Origin of the sequence: Nocardiopsis sp. LOL_012, assembly GCF_048060475.1 — a bacterium.
GTDB lineage: Bacteria > Actinomycetota > Actinomycetes > Streptosporangiales > Streptosporangiaceae > Nocardiopsis.
In genome coordinates, this window is the sequence record NZ_JBHMIV010000013.1 from 104,998 (window position 1) to 125,067 (window position 20,070).

Consider the following 20,070-nt stretch of genomic DNA (forward strand, 5'->3'; position numbering starts at 1 on the left):
CCCGTCGCCGTGCGTCCCGGTGGGGCCGCTGTCAGAGGGGGCTGGCCCGCTCTCCGGCCGGGGCCTGGTCCGCCGCGTTCGCCTTGGCCGTGCCGACGGCCAGGCACACGGCCAGGGCGATGTACCCAGCGGTGGCCAGGGCCAAGGCCACGCCGGAGAAGACGTCGGTGAGCAGGGCCGCGAAAAGGGCTGCGGCGGTGAGGGCTCCGGCGCTGTATCCGGCCCGCACGGCGGTCGCCAGCCAGGAGGCCGCGGCCAGGTGCCCGGTGCGCCAGGCCGGGGCGGTCCGGGCCGCGGCGCGCGTCCCCGGGCCGGCCAGAGCGCCGCGTTCGAGTCCGCCTCCGATGGTGGAGACCCTGAGGCGGTGCACCGCCACCGAGGCGATGACCAGCCCGGCGGCCGAAGCGAGGAGTCCGATCGTTTCCAGCATGTGCGCCTCCTTGCGCAGAGGTCCGCGTGAGGGACACCCCTGGGACGCGGGGCGGGCACCGCCGGATCCACCCCACCCGGTTACGGATGGATACGAACCCCAGTGTCCGGTGTCCGCAAAGCCGGAGGCCGTCCCGGTGGGCACACGGGTGTGCCCACGGGACGGCCTCGGCGGCGGAGCGCGGCGGTCAGGAGTCGCGGCGCGATCCCCAGGGGATCGTCGGCTGTAGCACCGCTTCGGTGAGGGCCTGGGAGCGCAGGTGCGTGACCTGCTGGTACTCGGGGTCGGCGACCATCTGGCTGAACGCCTCCCGGCTGGGGTACTGGACGACGAGCACCGCGTCCCAGGACTGCCCCTCCTCGGCGACCAGGGCGGTCTGGCCGTCACCGGCGTAGAGGAGCTTGCCGCCGTACTTCTTGAGGAAGTGGGCGGTGCGGCGCGAGTACTCCTCGTAGGAGGGGCGGCCGTCGGGCGCGAAGCGCAGCAGGTTGAGCATGACGAAGGGGCCGCCGGGGTCGTCGGCCAGCAGTCGGGCGAGCGCGGATCCTTCGGGGTCGACGGCCATGGCTGATCTCCTTGTCGTGGTCCGAGTGCGGTGCGCCCCCGGGCAACCGACTAGTCGGTATGTATTCTGCGCCACTATCGCACACGCCCACCCCGCGCCGCGACCCCGCCCGTGTCCTGCGGGGCGGACCGAGGGGATGAGCCCCTGGGGGACACGGGCTGGCGTCGGGGCGGGGCCGGTCCTCACTGGGCGGCGGGGACCGCGACCCTCTCTTCGGCTTTCGGCCCTCCGGTCGGCGCGGTCGCGTCGGCCGGGGCGACGGGGGCGGTCTTGGTGCGCACGTGCGTCATGTACAGCACGAGGCCGACGAACAGCAGTCCGCCGACGAGGTTGCCGGCCACGGTGGGCAGTTCGTTCCACAGCAGGTAGTCGACGACCGAGAAGTCGCCGCCGAGCAGCATGCCGGCCGGGAACAGGAACATGTTCACGATGGAGTGCTCGAATCCCATGTAGAAGAAGAGCATCACCGGCATCCACATGGCGATCACCTTGCCGCCCACCGACGTGGAGACCATCGCGCCCACGACGCCGGTGGAGACCATCCAGTTGCACAGCACGCCGCGGATGAACAGGGTGAGCATGCCCGAGGCGCCGAACTCCGCATAGCCCACGGTCCGCGCCTCTCCGATCGTGCCGAGCCGCTGGCCGACCTCGTCGGGATCGGTGGCGAAGCCCGTGGTGACGATGATCGCCATGAAGAGGGCGACCATGAACGCCCCGGCGAAGTTTCCGACGAACACCAACCCCCAGTTGCGCAGCAGTCCGGTGAAGCGGACGCCGGGCCTGCGGTCGATCAGGGCCAGCGGGGCCAGGGTGAAGACGCCGGTGAGCAGGTCGTAGCCGAGCAGGTAGAGCATGCAGAAGCCGACCGGGAACAGGAGGGCGCCCAGCAGGGCGTTGCCGGTCTGCACGGTGATCGTGACGGCGAACGCGGCGCCCATGGCGAGGATGGCGCCCGCCATGAAGGAGCGGATCAGGGTGTCGCGGGTGGACAGCTTGATCTTCGATTCGCCGGCGTCGACCATCTTCCTGGTGAACTCGGGCGGGGTCAGGTAGGACATGCCTTCCCTTCGGTCTGCGGGTGTCCTCCGGGCGCCGTTGCCGAGGAGCGGGCATTCCCGGTGAGTGTGTTGTGAACGGATTTCACTGCCGTGCCCGATCCGTGGCAGAAGCGTTACCTTATACTCACAGAAACACCGTCTTAACGGTGAGCGTAGCGGCGTTCGCCGAGCACCCGGCCCTTCGGTCGGAACACCGCGTTTCGTGTGGGTCACACAGGGGTTTCGGGTGACCCCCGGTCCGCGGGCGCGGCGGCGCACGGACGTAGGTTTTCCACAGGCCTGTCACGGTTCCCGGATTTTCCTGCCATTCTTGGTCATCAACGGAACGGCCGGGGTGAATGGGAATCGCGCGCTCATGGACAAGGACGACGGCGGACGGCGAGGTGCCGAGGCGAGGCGGGGCAGGCGGCGGCTCAGGCAGTGGGCCCGGCATCCCGGGGCCCCGGCCTCCGCGCCCGCGCCCGCGCCATCCGGCCTCACGGAGCACGCCCGCCGTCTGGTCTCCCACGCCGTGGAAGCCCTGCGGCGCGGTGACGGCGTCCGGGTGGAGGCCACCCTGGCCGAGCTGTCCGAACCCGGTGCGCCCGGGTGGGGGCGTGCGGTCGGCCTCACCCTGTTCGGAGCGCTGGAGCGGCGGGTGCGCACCGCCTGGGAGCGCGGGTGGCAGCCCGCTGAGTGCGTGCGCATGGTGGTCCGCGAGCTGGACCGCACCGCAGGCGCCCTGGTCGCGGACATGGTCGCGGCGGAGCACCGGCGCTATCCACGGTCGCGGATCGCCCCCCAGTGGTCACGCCAACTGCGTGAGCTGGGCATCGGGCCGTGGTGGGGAGACGACGCCGACCACCCGCACCTGTTCGCCGAGCGGCACGGGCTCGACCGCGGCGCGACGGTGTTCCTGGCCGTGCGGGTGGCGGCGGTCCTGGAGGGCCTGCCGGAGCTTCGGCGGCTGTGCCCCCTGCCGGGTGAGGGCGCCCCGGTGCGGGTCGACGGCCGATCGGACCCGGTCAAGCTGGCACGGATCCGCGGCCTGCTGGCCAAGGCGGAGGCCACCGAGTTCCCCGAGGAGGCCGAGGCGCTGACCGGCCGCGCCCAGGAGATGATGGCCCGGCACCGGATCGACTACGCGGCTCTGTCGGCCGCCCAGGACGGGGGCGGGGAAGAGGTCGTGGGCCGCCGGATCCCGGTGGAGGAGCCCTACGAGGCCCACCGGGCCGCCCTGCTCAACGTGGTCGCCCGGGCCAACCGCTGCGAGGTGCTCTGGCACCAGGACCTGGGGATGTGCACGGTCATGGGGTATGCCCACGACGTCCAGGCGACCGGGGCACTGTTCGCGTCGCTGCTGGTCCAGGCGACCACCGCGATGCGCCTGGCCGGCCCCGTCCGGGACGGGCAGGGTCGGTCGGCCACCAGGGCCTTCCGTTCGGCCTTCCTGGCGGCTTTCGCCGACCGGGTCGGGCAGCGGCTCACCGAGGCCGCGCGCGTCGGCGAGGAGGAGGCGGTGCGCGCCCGCGCCGGGCGGGGCCGAGACCTGGCGGTGGTGGTGGAGCGGCGCTCGCAGCGGGTGGCGGAGGCGTTCCGGTCGGCCTTCCCCGGAGCCGAGCGGGCGGCCTCGGCACAGCCGTCGCACCCCCTGGGCCTGAACGCCGGGCGGGACGCCGCGGACGCGGCGTCCCTGGAGGCGCGGGAGTCGCTCTCCCGCTGAGGGGAGGGCGTTCCCAGGCGGCTGTGTGCCTGTCCTCCGCCCGGGAACGTTCCCTGTCCAGTCAGTGCGGGATGCTGACTAGAGGTTCTTCTGGTCGGTGTCCCAGTCCGGGTCGACGCACAGTCCGCAGTTGCTGCCGACGAACTGCTGCGCGGCCGTCTGGTCGCCCTTGAGCTGCCAGTCCAGCCAGGCGACGCCCACCTGGCCGTACTCGCCGCCGTCGGTCTCCTCGAAGGTGCCGTAGTGGCCGACGTCGAGGTGGCCCATGAAGGCGGGCAGGCCGGAGGGCAGGTCGTCCCAGTCGTTCAGGGCGTTCTCGTAGGCGATGTCGCTGGGACCGCCGGTGAAGTAGGCGATCGGGGCGTGCAGGTGGTCCAGGCGGTTGGGGTCGGCGTCGCTGAACATGCCGCTGTTCCAGATCACCGTGGTGTCGATGCGGGGGTCGTCGGCGACGTCGTAGGTCTCCAGACCGCCGCAGGACTGGCCCATGACCGCGATGCTGTCGGTGTCCAGGTGGCCGCGGTACTCGCTGAAGAAGCTGGTGTTGCGTCCCTCGGCCCAGTCGATGGCGTCGGTGAGCATCTCGGCGTCGGTGCTGCCGCTGCCGCCGGGGCGGCCGTTGGCGATGACCAGGTAGCCGTGGGAGGCGAACTCGGTGAGGATGTTCTCGAACCAGGTGCCGTCGGCGCGGCAGGCGCCGTTGCCCCAGGCAACAATGGGCAGGTCCTCGTTCTCGGGCAGGTCGACGGGCCGGTAGACCGTGTGGCCCCACAGGGTGAAGTGGGTGGTGTACTCGGCGTCGTAGGCTCCGGTGGTCGCCGAGGCCGGCGCCGCCTGGAGGAGGCTGGCGCCGAGGAGGAGGCCGAAGCCCACCGCGAGCGTGCGGCCGAATCGGTTGCGCGAAAGCATGGTGTGAACTCCTAGGTGAGCGGGAGGTTTTCGGAGTGTTCTGCACGCGCCGTGGCACCGAATATTCGGCATCGGACCAGCGGTGTCAACGAAACCCGTAACAGACCCGTGATCCCACTGATACATATCGGAAAGGGCGATCCCCCTCCCCAGGGGGAAAACCGATCCTTCTGAACAGCACAGACACGGAGGCCCCGCAAAATTCGCATTTATTGATATGCAGTAAATGCGGATATGGAGTCGCCGCTCCCCTGAACGGAATACGGAATCGGGTCCGGGAACCGGGTGAGGCGCCGTACCCGGACCCCACCGACCCGGGAGGCCCGGACGTGCCGCGGCACTCGGAGCCGCCGCGCGGATCGACCGCTGCCCTGTGGTGTACTGGCTCGCGATCGAACGGGGCGACGGACGGGGGCCGCATGCTGTGGGACACCGGTGCGGGTGAGGGCCGCACAGTGCGCGTCGGGGACGAGGGGATCGGCCACGGGGAGCTGCGAGCGGCCGCGGCCGCCGTCGCCGCGCGGATCACCGGGGCCGACGCCGTCGCGGTGCACGGGGAGGCCTCGCTGTCGACGGTGGTCGCGGTCGCCGGCGGTCTGCTGGCCGGTGTCCCAGTGGTGCCGGTCCCCTCCGACTCCGGTGCGGCCGAGCGCCGCCACATCGTGCGCGACTCCGGAGCCCGCCTGTGGCTGGGGCCGCCGCGCCCGGGCGCAGATCTGCCCGCCGTCCCGGTCGACCCCGCCGAACGCTCCCCGCAGGGCTTCCCCGAGCCTCCGAGCGAGGCCACGGCGCTGATCATGTACACCTCGGGGACGACCGGTCCCCCCAAGGGGGTGATCGTCTCACGCGCGGCCGTGGCCGCCGACCTGGACGCGCTCGTCGACGCCTGGGGGTGGACCGCCGACGACACCCTGGTGCACGGCCTGCCGCTGTTCCACGTCCACGGACTGGTCCTGGGCGCGCTGGGCGCACTGCGCACCGGCTGCTCCCTGGTGCACACGGTCCGCCCCACCCCGGCGGCCTACGCCGCGGCAGCGGAGGCCGGCGGCACCCTGTTCTTCGGCGTGCCGACCGTGTGGTCGCGCGTCGTCCGCGACGAAGGCGCCGCGCGGGCCCTGGCCGGGGCACGGCTGCTGGTGTCGGGCAGCGCCCCGTTGCCCGCTCCCGTGGCGGAGGGCCTGGCGGCCCTGAGCGGTCAGAGCCCGGTGGAGCGCTACGGGATGACCGAGACGCTGATCACCACGGCGGCGCGCGCCGACGCGCCGCGCCTGACCGGCTGGGTGGGTCCCGCACTGCCGGGCGTGCGGACGCGGCTGCGCGGCGAGGACGGCGCCCCCGTGGCCGAGGACGGGGAGAGCATCGGCGAGTTGCAGGTGCGCGGCGCCACACTGTTCGACGGGTACCTGGGGCTGCCCGAGGCCACGGCCGCGGCGTGGACCGGCGACGGCTGGTTCCGCACGGGCGACGCCGCCGTCGTGGACGCGCGGGGGCGGCACCGGATCGTGGGGCGGATGTCGGTCGACATGATCAAGACCGGCGGGTACCGGGTGGGTGCGGGCGAGGTCGAGGCGGCGCTGCTGGGCCACCCGGCGGTACGGGAGGCCGCGGTGGTGGGCGAGGCCGACGACGACCTGGGCCAGCGCATCGTCGCCTACCTGGTGGGCGAGGGCATCGAGGCGGCCGACGTCGTCGGCTTCGTGGCGGGGAGCCTGTCGGTGCACAAGCGGCCGCGCGAGGTGCGGGTGGTGGAGTCGCTGCCGCGCAACGCCATGGGCAAGGTCCAGAAGAAGCTGCTGGGGTGAGCGGGACCCGGGTTCACCGCCACACGGCGTGGACGAACCCTGCGGCGTGGCGGGCGCCCTGTTCGGGTGAGGCGCCGGTCAGGGCGGTACGGAACCGGCTGATGTCGGTGGGGACGCCGATCCCCCCGGGGCTGGGGACGAGCAAGGTGTCGGGCCCCTGGAAGGAGACGTCGACCCCGCGGACGACGAAGGCGAACACGAGCATGCGCACCGCCTCGTCGGGGGTCAGCGGCGCGGTGCCGTCCCCGGGGCCACCGGGGTTCCCCTGCGCCCCGTCCATAGCGGACGCACCGAACGCCCCGGATGTGCCGGACAGCCCGGCCGCCCCCGCCCGTCCGAGCCGAGCGCGGAGCCAGGCCGGTACGCACTCCTCCGCTCTGGGGAAGCGCTCCAGTTCGCGCGCGTAGTCGGCCGGGTCCGGGAGGGCGGCACCGACGGGCTCGACGCTGTGGTCGTAGTCCACGTCGTACCTGCCGGTGCGCCGCACCGTGAAGTCCATCGACATCCAGGTGCCCCGGCCCGGGCGGTAGCACACCCGCTTCATGCCGGCGGCGGCCGCCTCGACGCCGCCGGGGACGGGGAAGCGGTGGACCCTCCCGTCCGGGCCCTGGATATCCAGGGTGTGCTCGGAGAAGGCTCCGACGATCCTGGCCGTGTACACGAGGTGGCGCCAGCTCTGCGGGGCCGCCCCTACCAGGATCCGGCCCAGCATCTGGAGAAGGTCGTCTTTTTCCTGCGGACCGGGGGGTCGGGGGGTCATGTGTGCTCCGCGTCACGTTGGTGGGGTCACCTTTTGTTACCCCCTCAAAGCGCGGAACGGAAGAGGGAAAACCACCTGATACCGGTCAGTAGTGCGATCCGTCCAGATAGACCCACGCTCCGCCGTGGCGCACGAAGCGGCTGTCCTCGCGCAGTTCCCCCTCGGCTGCGCCCTCCCGGTAGCGGGCACGGAAGGCCACGGTGCCCTCGTTGTGGAAGGGGGTGCCGCCCGTGGTGGAGGTGATCTCCAGCCCCGTCCACACGGTGCGGGGGGCGGTGCCCACGCGCGGCGGCCGGGTGTCGGGGTGCCAGGTGCGCGTCAGGTAGGCGGCGTCCCCGACTGCGAAGGCGCTGTAGCGCGAACGCATCAGCTCCTCGGCGGTGGCGGCGGTGGCGGTCCCCGCGTGCAGGCGCCCGCAGCAGTCGGCGTAGGTCGCCTCCCGTCCGCAGGGGCAGGGCGCGGAGACGTCGGGGCGCGCCGGGCGGGTGCGTGGTCTGCTCTTGGCCATGGGCCCATGGTCCCAAGCGGGGACTCCTGCCGCGACCCCGCCGTGGCGGCAGCAGTCAGCGCGGCGCGGGGAAGCGGTGCTCGTTGATCGCCGTCTTCTCCCGGACGGCGGCGTCCAGGTCCACGCCCAGGACGTCGGCCAGGCGCAGCAGGTAGCAGAACACGTCCGCCATCTCCAGGCGGACCGCCTCGGCCCGCTCCGGGTCGTCCATGACGCGGCCGGACTCCTCCTCGGTGAGCCACTGGAACTCGGCCACGAGTTCCCCGGCCTCCCCCGCCAACGCCATCGCCAGGTTCTTGGGAGTGTGCGCTGGGCCCCAGTCCCGGACCTCGGCGAAGTCCTCCAGCAGCTTCTGCAGCGACGCGATACTCATGAGGCCAGGTGTACCACCGTGGTGAGGCAGGACACGCACCGCGCCCGCGACCACCGCGGGACCGGCATGCCATCCTGGAACGCATGGTGGACGACAAGCCCCGGCTGGAGATCGAGTACTGCGTCCGGTGCAGGTGGCTGCCCCGGGCGACCTGGATGGCGCAGGAACTGCTGACCACGTTCGAACAGGACCTGGGCGAGGTCGCGCTGGTGCCCGGCACCGGTGGAGTGTTCGAGGTGCGCCTGGACGGTGAGAGCGTGTGGTCGCGCGAGAGCGACGCCGCCTTCACCGACGCCGCCGAGCTCAAACGCCTGGTGCGGGACCGAATCGCCCCGGACCGGCCCCTGGGCCACTCCGAGCAGAAGAAACCCTGACCGAGGCCCTGACCGAGGGCCCGGCATGGGCCGCCGACACACCGGGGCGACGCGATCGGGTCCCGCACCACCCCGGTACCAGCCGGGCCGCACCCGTGCGGTTATCGTTCCCGGGACCGTGTGCGCAGGGCACCAGGAGACCGGCGACGGCGCCGCTGGGCCCACGCACAGCGGACGACGCATCAGGAGGCGACCGCATGTTCCAGAAGATCCTCGTGGCCAACCGCGGGGAGATCGCGATCCGCGCACTGCGCGCGGGCAACGAGCTGCGCGCTCGTACCGTCGCGGTGTTCCCGCACGAGGACCGCAACTCCCTGCACCGGCTCAAGGCCGACGAGGCCTACCAGATCGGCGAACCGGGCCACCCGGTACGCGCCTACCTGTCGGTGGACGAGATCGTGCGCACCGCACGGGAGGCCGGCGCGGACGCCGTCTATCCCGGGTACGGCTTCCTGTCGGAGAACCCGGACCTGGCCAAGGCATGCCGCGAGGCCGGGCTCACCTTCATCGGCCCGCCCGCCGAGGTGCTGGAGCTGACCGGCAACAAGGCCCGCGCGGTGGCCGCGGCCCGCGAGGCCGGGGTGCCCGTGCTGGAGTCGAGCTCTCCCTCCACCGACCTCGGCGAGCTCGTCGCCGCCTCCGATCGGGTGGGCTTCCCGCTGTTCGTCAAGGCGGTGGCGGGCGGCGGCGGCCGCGGTATGCGCCGGGTGGACACCCGCGAGGACCTGCGCGAGGCGGTGGAGGCCGCCATGCGCGAGGCCGGGGCCGCCTTCGACGACCCCACGGTGTTCCTGGAGAAGGCCGTGGTGGAGCCGCGCCACATCGAGGTGCAGGTGCTCGCCGACGGCGAGGGCGGGGTCGTCCACCTCTACGAGCGCGACTGCTCGGTGCAGCGCCGCCACCAGAAGGTGGTGGAGCTGGCGCCCGCCCCGAACCTGGACCCGGCGCTGCGCGAGCGGATGTGCGCCGACGCGGTGCGCCTGGCCGAGCACATCGGCTACCGCAACGCCGGGACGGTGGAGTTCCTGGTGGACCGGGACGGAAACCACGTCTTCATCGAGATGAACCCTCGCATCCAGGTGGAGCACACGGTGACCGAGGAGGTCACCAACGTCGACCTGGTGCAGGCGCAGATGCGCATCGCCTCCGGTGAGACCCTCGCCGACCTGGGCCTGTCCCAGGACACCATCAGCGTGCGCGGCGCGGCGCTCCAGTGCCGGATCACCACCGAGGACCCCGCCAACGGCTTCCGCCCCGACACGGGCACGATCAGCGCCTACCGCTCCCCCGGCGGTTCGGGCATCCGCCTGGACGGCGGGACGGCCGCCGCCGGCACCGAGGTCAGCGCCTACTTCGACTCGCTGCTGGTGAAGCTGACCTGCCGGGGGCGCGACCTGGAGACGGCCATCGGCCGGGCCCGACGCGCGGTGGCCGAGTTCCGCATCCGCGGCATCGCCACCAACATCCCCTTCCTCCAGGCGGTGCTGGAGGACACCGACTTCCAGCAGGGCCGGGTGACGACGTCCTTCATCGAGGAGCGCCCCGAACTGCTGACGGCGCGCCCCTCGGCCGACCGCGGCACGCGCCTGCTCACCTACCTGGCCGACGTGACGGTGAACAAGCCGCACGGGGAGCGCCCGCACCTGATCGACCCGGTCACCAAGGTGCCCGCGGTCCCCGAGGGCGCGCCCCCGGCCGGGTCCAAGCAGCGCCTGGACGAGCTGGGCCCGGAGGGGTTCGCGCGGTGGCTGCGCTCCTCCGACCGCCTCGCGGTCACCGACACGACCTTCCGCGACGCCCACCAGTCGCTGCTGGCCACGCGGGTGCGCACCAGGGACCTGCTCGCGGTCGCCCCGGCGGTGGCGCACACCCTGCCCGACCTGCTGTCCCTGGAGTGCTGGGGCGGCGCCACCTACGACGTGGCGCTGCGGTTCCTGGCCGAGGACCCGTGGGAGCGGCTGGCGGCGCTGCGCGCGGCGGCACCCAACATCTGCCTCCAGATGCTGCTGCGCGGGCGCAACACGGTGGGCTACACGCCCTACCCGAAAGAGGTGACGTCGGCGTTCGTGGAGGAGGCCGCCGCCACCGGCGTGGACGTGTTCCGCATCTTCGACGCGCTCAACGACGTGGAGCAGATGCGCCCGGCGATCGACGCGGTGCGCGAGACGGGCACGGGCGTGGCCGAGGTGGCGTTGTGCTACACCTCCGACCTGTCCGACCCGGCGGAGAAGCTGTACACGCTGGACTACTACCTGAAGCTGGCCGAGCGCATCGTGGCGGCGGGCGCGCACGTGCTGGCGGTCAAGGACATGGCGGGGCTGCTGCGCGCCCCGGCCGCCGCGACTCTGGTGAGCGCGCTGCGCCGCGAGTTCGACCTGCCGGTGCACATCCACACCCACGACACGGCCGGCGGCCAGTTGGCCACCTACCTGGCGGCGGTGAACGCGGGCGCCGACGCCGTGGACGGGGCGGTGGCCTCGATGGCGGGCACCACCTCGCAGCCGTCGCTGTCGGCGATCGTGGCGGCCTTCGACCACTCCGAGCACTCCACGGAGCTGGACCTGGACGCGGTCAACGCCCTGGAGCCGTACTGGGAAGCGGTCCGGCGGGTGTACGCGCCGTTCGAGGCGGGGCTGTCGTCGCCGACCGGGCGCGTGTACCACCACGAGATCCCCGGCGGCCAGCTGTCGAACCTGCGCACGCAGGCGACCGCCCTGGGGCTGGGCGACCGGTTCGAGGACATCGAGGCGATGTACGCCGCGGCCGACCGGATGCTGGGCCGCCTGGTGAAGGTCACCCCGTCGTCGAAGGTGGTGGGCGACCTGGCCCTGCACCTGGTGGGGGCCGGGGTCTCCCCCGCCGACTTCGAGGCCGATCCGGGCCGCTTCGACGTGCCCGACTCGGTGATCGGGTTCCTGCGCGGTGAGCTGGGCGTGCCCCCGGGCGCGTGGCCCGAGCCGTTCCGTACCCGCGCGCTGAAGGGCCGCGGCGAGGCCAAGCCGGTGCAGGAGCTGAGCGAGGACGACCACACGGGGCTGACCAAGGAGCGGCGCGCCACGCTGAACCGGCTGCTGTTCCCCGCGCCGACCAAGGAGTTCCTGGAGCACAGGGCGGACTTCAGCGACACCAGCGTGCTCTCCAGCGCGGACTTCTTCTACGGTCTGCGCGAGGGCGAGGAGCACGTGGTGGACCTGGAGCCGGGCGTGCGGCTGCTCATCGGCCTGGAGGCGGTCAGCGAGGCCGACGAGCGGGGCATGCGCACGGTGATGACCACGCTCAACGACCAGCTGCGCCCGCTCCAGATCCGGGACCGGTCGCTGGCCTCGGAGGTGCGCGAGGCGGAGAAGGCCGACCGCGACAACCCGCGCCACGTGGCCGCGCCGTTCGCCGGCGTGGTGACGCTGGTGGTGGGCGAGGGCGAGAAGGTGGAGGCCGGTGCGACGGTCGCCACGATCGAGGCGATGAAGATGGAGGCCTCGATCACCGCGTCCGTGTCCGGGACCGTCTCCCGGCTGGCGGTCGGCGCCGTCCAGCGCGTGGAGGGCGGGGACCTGCTGATCTGCCTGTCCTGACCCGAGAATCGGCATGGCGGCCCCGCACCCGGTCCGGGTGCGGGGCCGCCGCGTGTTCAGGCCCCGGCCAGTGCGACGGGGGTGGGCGCGGCGGCGCGCAGTTCCTCGGGCGCGGTCAGGTACCAGGCCTCCAGGGTGAGCTCGCTGAGCTCGTCCAGGCCGATCCCGTCGAGGTGGACGACCACCCAGCCGAACCCGCCCGCGGTGAACTGCACCTCGAACACCTCGGGGCGCTCGGCCACCAGTGCGGCCTGTTCCAGCAGGGTCTGCTTCAGCCCGACGGTGGCGGTGCGCGGCCACAGGTAGCCGAACGGCCGGTCGGCCACACGGAAGGTGGTGTAGCTGTCGGAGTCCCGGTGTGCGCACCCCGGCAGCGCCCGCGCCAGCCGGGAGAAACGGTCGATCTCAACGCCCATGGGAGCAGGTAACCACACGCCGCGGACCGGTGGGGCCGCGCCGGCCCCCGAGCGGGCGCGGCCCCGGTCTGTGGCGGGCCGCTACAGCACCGCCGTGGACAGGTGGTGGGCCAGCGCGCCGATCCCTGAGGCGAGGGCGTAGGCGGCCACCAGCCGCGCCAGCCCCGGCCCCCGACGGGGTCTGCGGTGGCCACGGGGGCGGTGGCCGGGCGAGTGGTGGCCGGGCGGTCGGTGGCCATCGCGCGGACGCCGCGAGCGGCGGCGCGGCAGCGGCGGCTTCCCCGGCGGGGGTGCCGGGCGGGCCGGGCCGTCGTCGGGTGCCTCGCGCGGACGCGGAACCGTTCCGGGACGGTCGTCGGGCCGCCGGTGGGGGTGCTGGGGCCGGTCGGGCCGGTCTCGGGCGACGATCCGGTCGGCCTGGAGGTGCATCCAGGCGGGCAGTTCCCCGTGCGCCTGGCGGTAGACGATCCGGGGGTTGTCGGCCCTCTGCGCCAGGACCCGCTCGCGGCGGGTGGGCTCGGCCGCAGGACGTCGGGAGCCGGTGCGGGTGCGGGTGAAGCGCGCACCCCGAGGCGCGGACAGCACCGCCCGCACCCCGGAGGAGACCGGCGCCGGTGCGGTCACTGCCCGGCCCCGGCGGACGTGGTGGCAGCGGCGGGGGTGAGGGTGAACTCCGCCCACAGGAACGTGCCCAGCCCCTCGCAGAAGGGAAAGCCCACCACCGCGCGGCTGCCCCAGGCGGCGGCGAGGGCGTCGACGAGCAGCAGGCCCCGGCCGCGCTCGGCCTCGGCCCACTCCTGCGGACTGCGGTCGGCCGGGATCTCGGGCAGCGTGGGCGGGTTCGGGCCGTTGGAGCGGTAGCCGTCGTCGATCACCCCGACGCGGAGGCGGTCTTCGGCGGGCATGGTCAGGGTGCGGATGACGTGGCCCTCGGGCTCGCCGGAGCGGGAGTGGTCGACGGCGTTGGCGAAGAGTTCGCTGGCGCACAGCACGACGTCGTCGGCGGTGTCGGGGGCGAGGCCGGACAGGCGGGCGAGGTCCTCGCGCAGGTCGTCGCGGAGCTCGGAGGTGTGGACCAGGTCGCCGGGGTAGAGGCGGCAGGGCCACCGCCGCCCCGCGAACCCGGCTGTGGACGTGTGGAGGGGTATGCGCTGTTCGGGCACAATGAACATGCCGATCTCGCTTTCTGGCTACACAGGGCAGAACGGGGTGGCGTGCCCTGGGGGTGTGACCGCACCCGCCAGGGCTTTCTCATGCCTCGATGACCAGCGCTAGTCCTGACGCCCGCACCGAAGGCACAGTTCAAGTAAACTTAAAGCCACAAGCATTTGCAAGTAGCTTTTGAAAGTAGCCGATTTGTCCGTTCCTGCAAGGAAAGGCATCATCAAGAGATGGCTGGCAACCCCACACTGGCGCAGTGGCAACTTGCCCAGGAACTCCGCAGGCTCCGTGGGGACCGCAAGTTCAGCGACGTCGTGACCTCCATGCGCACGGCCGCGAGCAGCCTGGCACGATGGGAGACACCGGGCGACGGCGGCGCGGTCCCCGGGGCCGCCGCGATCGAACGGCTGCTGACCCTCTACGAAGCCTCCGAGGAACTCGACCGCCTGCTCGCCCTGCGCAAGCAGGCCCGCGAACCCGACCGCTGGCAGCCCTACGACCTGGAGCGCAGCTACCGCTCGTACGCCAACATCGAGGCGCAGGCGACGTCCATCGAGATATACCAGTCACAGCTCGTCCCCGGACTCGCCCAGACCGAGGACTATGCCCGCACCGTCATCGGAGCGACGATGCGCCCGGACAGCGACCTCGACAGGGAAGTCCAGGTACGCCTCACCCGTCAGCAGGTACTGACCCGTGAAAACCCGCCGCATGTGTGGATCATCATCGCCGAGGCGGCACTGAGACAACGCATTGGCAGCGCGCGACTCATGCAGGAGCAGGTCGAACACCTCATCGAACTGGCCGACATGCCGACCGTCACGCTCCAGGTACTCCCTTACAGCGCAGGCGCACACGCCGCGCTCACTCTGGCGTCCTTCTCCATCCTGCGCGTGGACCACCATGGGCTCATGACCGTGTACCTCCAAGGCCCGTCCTCCCACATGTTCATGTCGAGCCCGGAGAACATGGCCCACTACTCAGACGTCTACAACCGTCTTCGCGCAGCCGCGATGGACGACGGCGCTCCGACCCTGGCTCTGATGACACACATCGCCCACCAGCACAGCAAGGACAAGGACCACTGACATGACAGCGACGCCCCCTCCCTCGCGCCACCCCCGTTTCCACAAGTCCAGCTACTCCCAGAGCGAAGCGGCATGCGTCGAGGTCGCCGAGGGGCCGGTCACCGGGGTCCGCGACACCAAGCACCGCGAGCTGGGCGCGCTCTTCTTCGGCACCGGTGAGTGGCGCGCCTTCCTGGCCAGCACCAAGGACGCCTGACCACTCCCCCAGCCCTACAGCACGTGATCTTGCTACCAGCGCAGGAGAACGGCCCTGATCCTGCACTGGTAGCAAGATCACACACGTTCGGGCTCTACGATCGGGTCCATGGCGGACCCGATGGAGCTCTTAGGACCGGAGTGGGGCGTCCTCCGGCAGGAGGCCGTCAGCCTCGGGCTCTCGGGCGCGCGGGTCTCACGGATGCTCGACGCGCGGGGACGTCCGGTCGCCTTCGTCAAGTCGGCCGACAGCCGGATCCGCCACCTCGTCCACAGCATCGAATCCGAGGCCGCCCGTCTCACATGGCTGGCACGCCTGGCGGTCCCGGTGCCCGAGGTCCTGGGCACCGGCGCGGACGGCGGCCGCATCTGGCTCGCGACGCGAGCACTCGCGGGCCGTCCGGCATCCGACCCCTGGCCCGAGGCGGATCGCGACACCGTCGTCGACCTGATCGCCCGCGCCACCCGTGAGCTGCACGCCACGGTCGTGGCCAACGCTCCCCTTCGATTCGACATGTCCCCGTCGTCGCTGTTTCCGGACATCCGAGAACGGGTCGAGTCCGGACTGGTCGACCGCTCGTGGGCCGCCGCGGGGCGGAAGGGACCCTCGGCGGCGGTCATACTGGCCGAACTGGAGAGCATGGTCAGCGAACTCGGTGGCGGGAGGCCCGCGGTGTCCCACGGCGACCTCTCCCTCCCCAACGTGCTCATCGACCGGTATCGCGTGTCGGGGTTCGTGGACGTGGGCCGTGCGGGGGTGGCCGATCCGCACTCCGACCTCGCGGACATGGTGCGAAGCCTGAGCAGCCACCTGAACCCCCAGTTCGGCACCGCCTCGGCGGAGAGGTTCCTGGACGTGTACGGCCGAGACAGGGTCGACCCCGACCGGCTCCGGCTGCACGACCTTCTGGAGGGCTTCTTCTAGCCGGTGCCCGAAGCCCGCACGTCCGACGGCTGAGCGCCGGGCCCGGTACACCCCTCGGCGAGGTTCTCCTCAGTACGAAACTGAGCGTCGAATTTCGCGCTGAGGAGAACCCCGACCGTGCTCCGGGGGCTACACCGGCTCCTTGGGGCGCCAGGTCCGGCCCCGGCCCGCCTTCCTTGGCTTGGCGGGCATCGGGCGCGACACGGGCTGGCCGCCGTTGCCACCGCTCCCGTCGCCGCCCTGGCCCGCGCTCTCCGGCCCGGAGGCCCTCTCCGCCGTGTCGGACGCCCGAACCGCGGGCGCTGTGCGGCGGCTCTTCACCGGGCCTGGGCGCTTGCGGAGCGGGGTCTTCGGCAGGTCGGCCGAGGCCTCCGTGCGGTTGCGCGGAGCCGCCGCCTTGCGCCGGGTCGGCGCGGCGACCGGCACCGTCTGGGCGGTGTCCTCAGGCGTGGTGTCCCTCGGCGCGGCGGGCGCGGGCTCGCCCGGTTCGGGGACGTTTCCCCAGAAGGCATTCGGTTCGACGTCCTCGCTGCCGCCCGGGGTGTCCCAAAACCCGGAGCCGGACGCCCTGCCGCCTCCGTTTCCGGGCCTGGCGGCGGGCACGGACCGGCTGCCGCTCCGGCCCGGAGCGCGGGTCCGCTTGCCCGCCTTGGCCGGGGGCTCCGACCGGTCCGGGAGACGGGTCCGCTCCGATTCCGGCTCGGTGTCCTCCGGCACAGCGGACTCGCCCGCCTCCCACACGGCCCTCTCGGAGAAGGGGGGCTCGGGCTCCTCGACCCATTCGTTGTGGTCCTCGACCGAATCGTAGTAGCGGGTTTCCGCACCGGTCTCTTCCCCGGCCGCCGCCGGGGCAGGGGCGGGGACCCACTCGGAACCGGCCAGCGCCTCGGTGAGTTCGACCGCCGTCGGCCGCCGCTCCGGCTCCCGCCACTCTTCCGGCTCCTCGTCCTCCCGCTCGTCCCACTGCTCGGCTTCGGACGAGGACGCCACCGGTTCGACCGCCCGTTTAGGCTCGTCGTAGGAGAACGCGGCGCGCTCTTCCGTCTCCGTCTCCTCCCCGAACCCGTCGAAGTCCTCGAACACGAACCCGGCCGACTCCTCCTGCTCCTCCTGGAAACGGGAGTCGGTGACGGGCCGGGAGTGGCGGTAGGCGCGGATCGCCTCCCGCACCCGGTCAGCGGAGCAGCCGGGCCAGGAGTAGTGGAAGATCGGGTTGAGCGGCGGGCTGGTCTCGACGATGAGCCCGTCCTCCTCGATCACGCAACTGCCGCCGAGCGGCCAGCGGCCCAGAATCACGGCGCTGATGCCGCGGTGCTGGCCGTGCAGCAGCAGTGCGGACAGCGCGGTCTCGTGCTCGGGCCCGGGCGTGCGGGAGACGAGGACGAGTGGGGCGGGCTCGTCGGTGGTCAGCGCCTCTTCGGCGGACTCTCGCAGTTCGTTCTGGAGCACTTCGAGCGCCTGCCGGGTGGTGCCCACCATCTGGAGGGGCTCGCAGGGGTGCCTGCTGAGCAGTTCGCGGCCCTTCGCCCCGATCAGGTGCTCGATGTCAGCCTCGGTGACCACCACGCGTGCGGTGTCCTCACCCGAGGTGTCGAGTGCGTTGAACAGCAGCCGCCGGGCGGCGCCCGCCGCACCCGCGCCAGTGAGACCCAGCCCCGGGACGTGGCCCAGTTCCACACTCACCCGGTCGTCGATGTCCTCGCTCGGGGCCGGGCGGGGCGGGGCGGGCGGCAGGGCGTGGCGGGTGGGCTTGCGCGGGAACGGGTTGCGCGGACGCGGCAGCGACAGGATGGTCCGGGGGACGCGCACACCGCCCCGGGACAGGACGTAGCCGCCGAGCAGTCCGGCGAACCCGGCGGCGAGGGTGGGCGCGGTGTCGGGGATCTCCAGGACGACGACCTGCGCGGTCTCCTCCCCGTCCTCCTCCGCCGCGGAGGCCGACAAGACCGGTACCTGCTCCAGTGCCTCCTCTCCCGGTGTCCCCTGAGCGGTCTCCCCGGCTTGGTCGGCGTCTTCGGCCGGAGCGGGCGTGCCCGCCAGGGGGCCGGTCCGCAACGAGTAGGTGAGTTCAACCCTGCGCTGGTCGGCGGCGCCGCCCTCGCGCACCTCCTGCGATCCGACCCCGGTGACGACCGTGTCGGGGGCCTTGGCCCTGAGCTCGTCGGCGAGGTGGTCGGCGACCGCCTGGGCCCGGAGCTGGGACAGGCGCAGGTTGGTCTGGACGTCGCCGCTGGGGTCGGTGTGTCCGGTGATGTGCACGGGGACGCTCGGGTCGCCGTAGGAGAGCAACAGGTCGACCACGGGTGCCAGGTCCTGGCGCATCGCGTCGGTGAGTTCGGCCGAGCCGGTCGCGAACCCGGAGACGACGCGCTCGCGCTCGGCGCGCTGTTCCCGCGGGGCCTCGTCGGGCGCGGGCGGGGCGGCCTCGTCGCCGCGCTCGGTCTCCTCGCCGTCCTGGACGACGGTGTCGGCCATGGCCTGGGTGGGTGCGGCCAGGGTGGCGCCGACCGCGGTGGCGGCGACCACCTGGAGCGGTCCCAGCGGGCGGAGCGGGCCGACGGTCCCGCGCAGGCGGGCGACGGCCTCCGCGAGGATTCCGGCCAGGTACAGGCCCCACAGGGTCCACAGTGCGACGATCAGCAGCACGGTGGGCAGCCCCGGCGGCATGCGCAGGGCGCGCAGGTGGACCAGCACGCCGGACCACGACAGGTCGAGCTGTGGCCAGGACAGGTGCCACAGGAGCAGGTAGGGGATGCCGAACAGGACCGCCGCCGCGAGGGCGATCGCACTCGTCTTGCGCAAACCTGGCATGGCCGCCTCACAGTGTTCGTGGCGTCTAGGGGACGGGTTGCGTGTAGGGCCGGGCGCTGGCGGTGGCCGCCGCGTGGGTCGAGACCAGGGGCAGGAGGGTGAAGGTGTAGGGCACCCGCGCCGTGACCGTGACGGTGTCGCCGTCCACGGTGACGGTGCCGGTGGCTCCGGAGTCGGCGAGGAAATCCTGCGCGGCGGCGGCCGCGGCGCCGCCGTCGAGCCGCACCGAGCTGGTGCCCTCCCGGTAGGCGGCCCAGTCGATCTGCTGGGTCCCCACGCGCGCGGCCTCCTGGGCGAAGGACATGGCCTGGGTGTGGCTGCGCAGCAGGCCACCGCCGTCCAGGACCAGCCCGAGGCAGAGCACGAAGGCGGCCATCATGACCACGACGAAGGCGGTGGCCTGGCCGTCGTCGGAGGAGGTTCGTCTCACGGCTGCCCCCGGAAGGTGTCCACGGCCACGGTCGAGGTCCCCCGGACGGTGATCGTGCCGGGGACGCCGAGCCCGGAGAGGTCGCCGAGGCCGACGTGGCATTCGAGCACGGCGGTGACGGTGCCGCCGGGGACCAGCCCGCCGTGGTCGAGGGTCAGGGTGTGGTCGGCGCAGCGCAGCCCGGAGCCGCCCAGGCTCTGGGCGGCGATCGCTCCGGCGCGGGCCTCGGCCTGGGGCACGCTCCGTTCCAGGGCGGCGGCGCGGGCGGCGGCGTGGGCCGCGTGGTCCGCGGTGGACCCGGCCCCCGACAGCCGCCCGGCGAGGATGACGAGCATCGCGAAGAGGAGCAGCACCGGTGTGAGGACGGTGAGCTCCACCGCGGCCGAGCCGCGGTCGTCTCGCCTGGGTGTCACGGGAGGGCCTCCGGTTCGACGAACCGTTCCACGGGGGCGGACAGGTCGTGGTGCACGTTCCAGGTCGTGCCGGGGACAAGGGACTGCACCCGCCCCTGCACGACGACGGTGACCTCGGTGGCGCCGCGGTCCACCGAGACGCTGCGGTCCAGCAGCAGCGAGCCGCCGAGTTCGTCGGCGATCGCCTCTGCGGCGGCCTGGCCGCCCGCACCCTCGACGGTGCGGGCGGCCTCCACCGACTGCCGCGCGATGGCGGCGGCCACGTGGTCGGCGTGCATGTACAGCGCGACCTGGATCACGAAGAGGACGAGCAGCAGCAGGAGCGGGGTGGCGACCACCAGCTCCGCGCTGCTGCCCCGGTCGTCATCCACCGAACGCCTCGCCGATGCTCTCGGCCTCACCCTCCACCGCAGCGGAGATGGTCGCGACGACGGCGATGGCCATGAGGATCAGTCCGGCGATCACCACGATCGTCTCGGTGGAGTAGCCGCTGTCGTCTCGGGTGAGGCGCAGGCGGGCCTGGATGCGGGTGTAGAGGTAGGCGGTGATGCGGTTCATCGGGGGACTCCCATGGT

The 20,070-nt window shown here is 72.6% G+C and carries 22 protein-coding genes; 7 read left to right on the top strand and 15 right to left on the bottom strand.

Going from position 1 to position 20,070, the window contains the following annotated elements; translation table 11 throughout:
- Window positions 1-31: 31 nt before the first annotated feature.
- From ACFHWE_RS10955 to ACFHWE_RS10965, 3 genes are all read right to left on the bottom strand, one after another.
- On the bottom strand, window positions 32-430 hold the full coding sequence (locus ACFHWE_RS10955) for a hypothetical protein (protein ID WP_416600798.1): 399 nt from the start codon (window positions 428-430) through the stop codon (window positions 32-34).
- Window positions 431-617: 187 nt separating this feature from the next.
- Window positions 618-995, bottom strand: coding sequence for a DUF1330 domain-containing protein (locus tag ACFHWE_RS10960; protein ID WP_416600800.1), 378 nt, complete (start codon window positions 993-995; stop codon window positions 618-620).
- Between the two features lie 182 nt (window positions 996-1,177).
- The gene (locus ACFHWE_RS10965; RefSeq protein WP_416600803.1) at window positions 1,178-2,056 is read right to left on the bottom strand and encodes a formate/nitrite transporter family protein; all 879 of its coding nucleotides are present in this window, start codon (window positions 2,054-2,056) and stop codon (window positions 1,178-1,180) included.
- Window positions 2,057-2,411: 355 nt separating this feature from the next.
- Between ACFHWE_RS10965 and ACFHWE_RS10970 the strand changes: the two genes are divergently transcribed.
- Window positions 2,412-3,758, top strand: a complete 1,347-nt coding sequence (locus ACFHWE_RS10970) for a DUF2786 domain-containing protein (RefSeq protein ID WP_416600805.1) — start codon at window positions 2,412-2,414, stop codon at window positions 3,756-3,758.
- Window positions 3,759-3,836: 78 nt separating this feature from the next.
- On the opposite strand, the gene ACFHWE_RS10975 is transcribed toward ACFHWE_RS10970, so the two are convergent.
- Window positions 3,837-4,667, bottom strand: coding sequence for an alpha/beta hydrolase (locus tag ACFHWE_RS10975; RefSeq protein WP_416600807.1), 831 nt, complete (start codon window positions 4,665-4,667; stop codon window positions 3,837-3,839).
- Window positions 4,668-5,086: 419 nt separating this feature from the next.
- Here ACFHWE_RS10975 and ACFHWE_RS10980 point away from each other — a divergent pair, with 419 nt between their 5' ends.
- On the top strand, window positions 5,087-6,469 hold the full coding sequence (locus tag ACFHWE_RS10980) for an acyl-CoA synthetase (RefSeq protein WP_416600809.1): 1,383 nt from the start codon (window positions 5,087-5,089) through the stop codon (window positions 6,467-6,469).
- 13 nt (window positions 6,470-6,482) lie between these two features.
- Here ACFHWE_RS10980 and ACFHWE_RS10985 read toward each other — a convergent pair whose 3' ends face one another.
- The 3 genes from ACFHWE_RS10985 to ACFHWE_RS10995 form a co-directional block, all read right to left on the bottom strand.
- On the bottom strand, window positions 6,483-7,229 hold the full coding sequence (locus ACFHWE_RS10985) for a hypothetical protein (RefSeq protein WP_416600810.1): 747 nt from the start codon (window positions 7,227-7,229) through the stop codon (window positions 6,483-6,485).
- Between the two features lie 85 nt (window positions 7,230-7,314).
- The gene (locus tag ACFHWE_RS10990) at window positions 7,315-7,737 is read right to left on the bottom strand and encodes a YchJ family protein (RefSeq protein ID WP_416600812.1); all 423 of its coding nucleotides are present in this window, start codon (window positions 7,735-7,737) and stop codon (window positions 7,315-7,317) included.
- A 55-nt stretch (window positions 7,738-7,792) separates the two neighbouring features.
- Window positions 7,793-8,110: a nucleotide pyrophosphohydrolase gene (locus ACFHWE_RS10995; protein WP_416600813.1), complete on the bottom strand. Its 318-nt coding sequence runs from the start codon at window positions 8,108-8,110 to the stop codon at window positions 7,793-7,795.
- Between the two features lie 83 nt (window positions 8,111-8,193).
- Here ACFHWE_RS10995 and ACFHWE_RS11000 point away from each other — a divergent pair, with 83 nt between their 5' ends.
- Together ACFHWE_RS11000 and ACFHWE_RS11005 are read left to right on the top strand one after the other, a co-directional pair.
- Window positions 8,194-8,484, top strand: a complete 291-nt coding sequence (locus ACFHWE_RS11000; protein ID WP_416600814.1) for a SelT/SelW/SelH family protein — start codon at window positions 8,194-8,196, stop codon at window positions 8,482-8,484.
- A gap of 197 nt (window positions 8,485-8,681) precedes the next feature.
- On the top strand, window positions 8,682-12,056 hold the full coding sequence (locus tag ACFHWE_RS11005; protein WP_416600816.1) for a pyruvate carboxylase: 3,375 nt from the start codon (window positions 8,682-8,684) through the stop codon (window positions 12,054-12,056).
- 56 nt (window positions 12,057-12,112) lie between these two features.
- Here ACFHWE_RS11005 and ACFHWE_RS11010 read toward each other — a convergent pair whose 3' ends face one another.
- The 3 genes from ACFHWE_RS11010 to ACFHWE_RS11020 all read right to left on the bottom strand — a co-directional run bounded on the left by ACFHWE_RS11010 (window position 12,113) and on the right by ACFHWE_RS11020 (window position 13,644).
- Window positions 12,113-12,472: an MmcQ/YjbR family DNA-binding protein gene (locus ACFHWE_RS11010; RefSeq protein WP_416600818.1), complete on the bottom strand. Its 360-nt coding sequence runs from the start codon at window positions 12,470-12,472 to the stop codon at window positions 12,113-12,115.
- Between the two features lie 81 nt (window positions 12,473-12,553).
- Window positions 12,554-13,096: a hypothetical protein gene (locus tag ACFHWE_RS11015; protein ID WP_416600820.1), complete on the bottom strand. Its 543-nt coding sequence runs from the start codon at window positions 13,094-13,096 to the stop codon at window positions 12,554-12,556.
- Window positions 13,093-13,644 carry an ATP-binding protein gene (locus ACFHWE_RS11020; protein ID WP_416600822.1) on the bottom strand — a complete coding sequence of 184 codons (552 nt, stop codon included), beginning with the start codon at window positions 13,642-13,644 and terminating at the stop codon, window positions 13,093-13,095. Before ACFHWE_RS11020 ends, ACFHWE_RS11015 begins: the two co-directional genes overlap by 4 nt.
- A gap of 219 nt (window positions 13,645-13,863) precedes the next feature.
- Between ACFHWE_RS11020 and ACFHWE_RS11025 the strand changes: the two genes are divergently transcribed.
- From ACFHWE_RS11025 to ACFHWE_RS11035, 3 genes are all read left to right on the top strand, one after another.
- Window positions 13,864-14,721 (top strand): helix-turn-helix domain-containing protein, encoded by an 858-nt coding sequence (locus ACFHWE_RS11025; RefSeq protein ID WP_416600824.1) that lies wholly within the window; start codon window positions 13,864-13,866, stop codon window positions 14,719-14,721.
- 1 nt (window position 14,722) lies between these two features.
- Complete coding sequence (locus ACFHWE_RS11030; protein ID WP_416600826.1) at window positions 14,723-14,917, top strand: DUF397 domain-containing protein; 195 nt, start codon at window positions 14,723-14,725, stop codon at window positions 14,915-14,917.
- 108 nt (window positions 14,918-15,025) lie between these two features.
- The gene (locus ACFHWE_RS11035; protein ID WP_416600828.1) at window positions 15,026-15,841 is read left to right on the top strand and encodes an aminoglycoside 3'-phosphotransferase; all 816 of its coding nucleotides are present in this window, start codon (window positions 15,026-15,028) and stop codon (window positions 15,839-15,841) included.
- A 129-nt stretch (window positions 15,842-15,970) separates the two neighbouring features.
- Here ACFHWE_RS11035 and ACFHWE_RS11040 read toward each other — a convergent pair whose 3' ends face one another.
- Genes ACFHWE_RS11040 through ACFHWE_RS11060 form a run of 5 tightly spaced genes read right to left on the bottom strand, consistent with a single transcriptional unit; the run spans window position 15,971 to window position 20,053 of the window.
- Window positions 15,971-18,643, bottom strand: coding sequence for an OmpA family protein (locus ACFHWE_RS11040; protein ID WP_416600830.1), 2,673 nt, complete (start codon window positions 18,641-18,643; stop codon window positions 15,971-15,973).
- 34 nt (window positions 18,644-18,677) lie between these two features.
- Window positions 18,678-19,082 (bottom strand): pilus assembly protein TadG-related protein, encoded by a 405-nt coding sequence (locus ACFHWE_RS11045; RefSeq protein ID WP_416600832.1) that lies wholly within the window; start codon window positions 19,080-19,082, stop codon window positions 18,678-18,680.
- Window positions 19,079-19,495, bottom strand: a complete 417-nt coding sequence (locus ACFHWE_RS11050) for a TadE/TadG family type IV pilus assembly protein (RefSeq protein WP_416600834.1) — start codon at window positions 19,493-19,495, stop codon at window positions 19,079-19,081. The genes ACFHWE_RS11045 and ACFHWE_RS11050 overlap by 4 nt, the downstream gene beginning before the upstream one ends.
- A complete protein-coding gene (locus ACFHWE_RS11055) occupies window positions 19,492-19,866 on the bottom strand; it encodes a TadE/TadG family type IV pilus assembly protein (RefSeq protein ID WP_416600836.1) in 375 nt (124 codons plus the stop codon). Before ACFHWE_RS11055 ends, ACFHWE_RS11050 begins: the two co-directional genes overlap by 4 nt.
- The gene (locus ACFHWE_RS11060; protein ID WP_416600838.1) at window positions 19,859-20,053 is read right to left on the bottom strand and encodes a hypothetical protein; all 195 of its coding nucleotides are present in this window, start codon (window positions 20,051-20,053) and stop codon (window positions 19,859-19,861) included. Before ACFHWE_RS11060 ends, ACFHWE_RS11055 begins: the two co-directional genes overlap by 8 nt.
- Window positions 20,054-20,070: the final 17 nt, after the last annotated feature.

Bases quoted from the DNA above. Each gene is read 5' to 3' on its own strand.
- ACFHWE_RS10955 (WP_416600798.1), bottom strand. From the start codon at position 430: ATGCTGGAAACGATCGGACTCCTCGCTTCGGCCGCCGGGCTGGTCATC.
- ACFHWE_RS10960 (WP_416600800.1), bottom strand. From the start codon at position 995: ATGGCCGTCGACCCCGAAGGATCCGCGCTCGCCCGACTGCTGGCCGAC.
- ACFHWE_RS10965 (WP_416600803.1), bottom strand. From the start codon at position 2,056: ATGTCCTACCTGACCCCGCCCGAGTTCACCAGGAAGATGGTCGACGCC.
- ACFHWE_RS10970 (WP_416600805.1), top strand. From the start codon at position 2,412: ATGGACAAGGACGACGGCGGACGGCGAGGTGCCGAGGCGAGGCGGGGC.
- ACFHWE_RS10975 (WP_416600807.1), bottom strand. From the start codon at position 4,667: ATGCTTTCGCGCAACCGATTCGGCCGCACGCTCGCGGTGGGCTTCGGC.
- ACFHWE_RS10980 (WP_416600809.1), top strand. From the start codon at position 5,087: ATGCTGTGGGACACCGGTGCGGGTGAGGGCCGCACAGTGCGCGTCGGG.
- ACFHWE_RS10985 (WP_416600810.1), bottom strand. From the start codon at position 7,229: ATGACCCCCCGACCCCCCGGTCCGCAGGAAAAAGACGACCTTCTCCAG.
- ACFHWE_RS10990 (WP_416600812.1), bottom strand. From the start codon at position 7,737: ATGGCCAAGAGCAGACCACGCACCCGCCCGGCGCGCCCCGACGTCTCC.
- ACFHWE_RS10995 (WP_416600813.1), bottom strand. From the start codon at position 8,110: ATGAGTATCGCGTCGCTGCAGAAGCTGCTGGAGGACTTCGCCGAGGTC.
- ACFHWE_RS11000 (WP_416600814.1), top strand. From the start codon at position 8,194: ATGGTGGACGACAAGCCCCGGCTGGAGATCGAGTACTGCGTCCGGTGC.
- ACFHWE_RS11005 (WP_416600816.1), top strand. From the start codon at position 8,682: ATGTTCCAGAAGATCCTCGTGGCCAACCGCGGGGAGATCGCGATCCGC.
- ACFHWE_RS11010 (WP_416600818.1), bottom strand. From the start codon at position 12,472: ATGGGCGTTGAGATCGACCGTTTCTCCCGGCTGGCGCGGGCGCTGCCG.
- ACFHWE_RS11020 (WP_416600822.1), bottom strand. From the start codon at position 13,644: ATGTTCATTGTGCCCGAACAGCGCATACCCCTCCACACGTCCACAGCC.
- ACFHWE_RS11025 (WP_416600824.1), top strand. From the start codon at position 13,864: ATGGCTGGCAACCCCACACTGGCGCAGTGGCAACTTGCCCAGGAACTC.
- ACFHWE_RS11030 (WP_416600826.1), top strand. From the start codon at position 14,723: ATGACAGCGACGCCCCCTCCCTCGCGCCACCCCCGTTTCCACAAGTCC.
- ACFHWE_RS11035 (WP_416600828.1), top strand. From the start codon at position 15,026: ATGGCGGACCCGATGGAGCTCTTAGGACCGGAGTGGGGCGTCCTCCGG.
- ACFHWE_RS11060 (WP_416600838.1), bottom strand. From the start codon at position 20,053: ATGAACCGCATCACCGCCTACCTCTACACCCGCATCCAGGCCCGCCTG.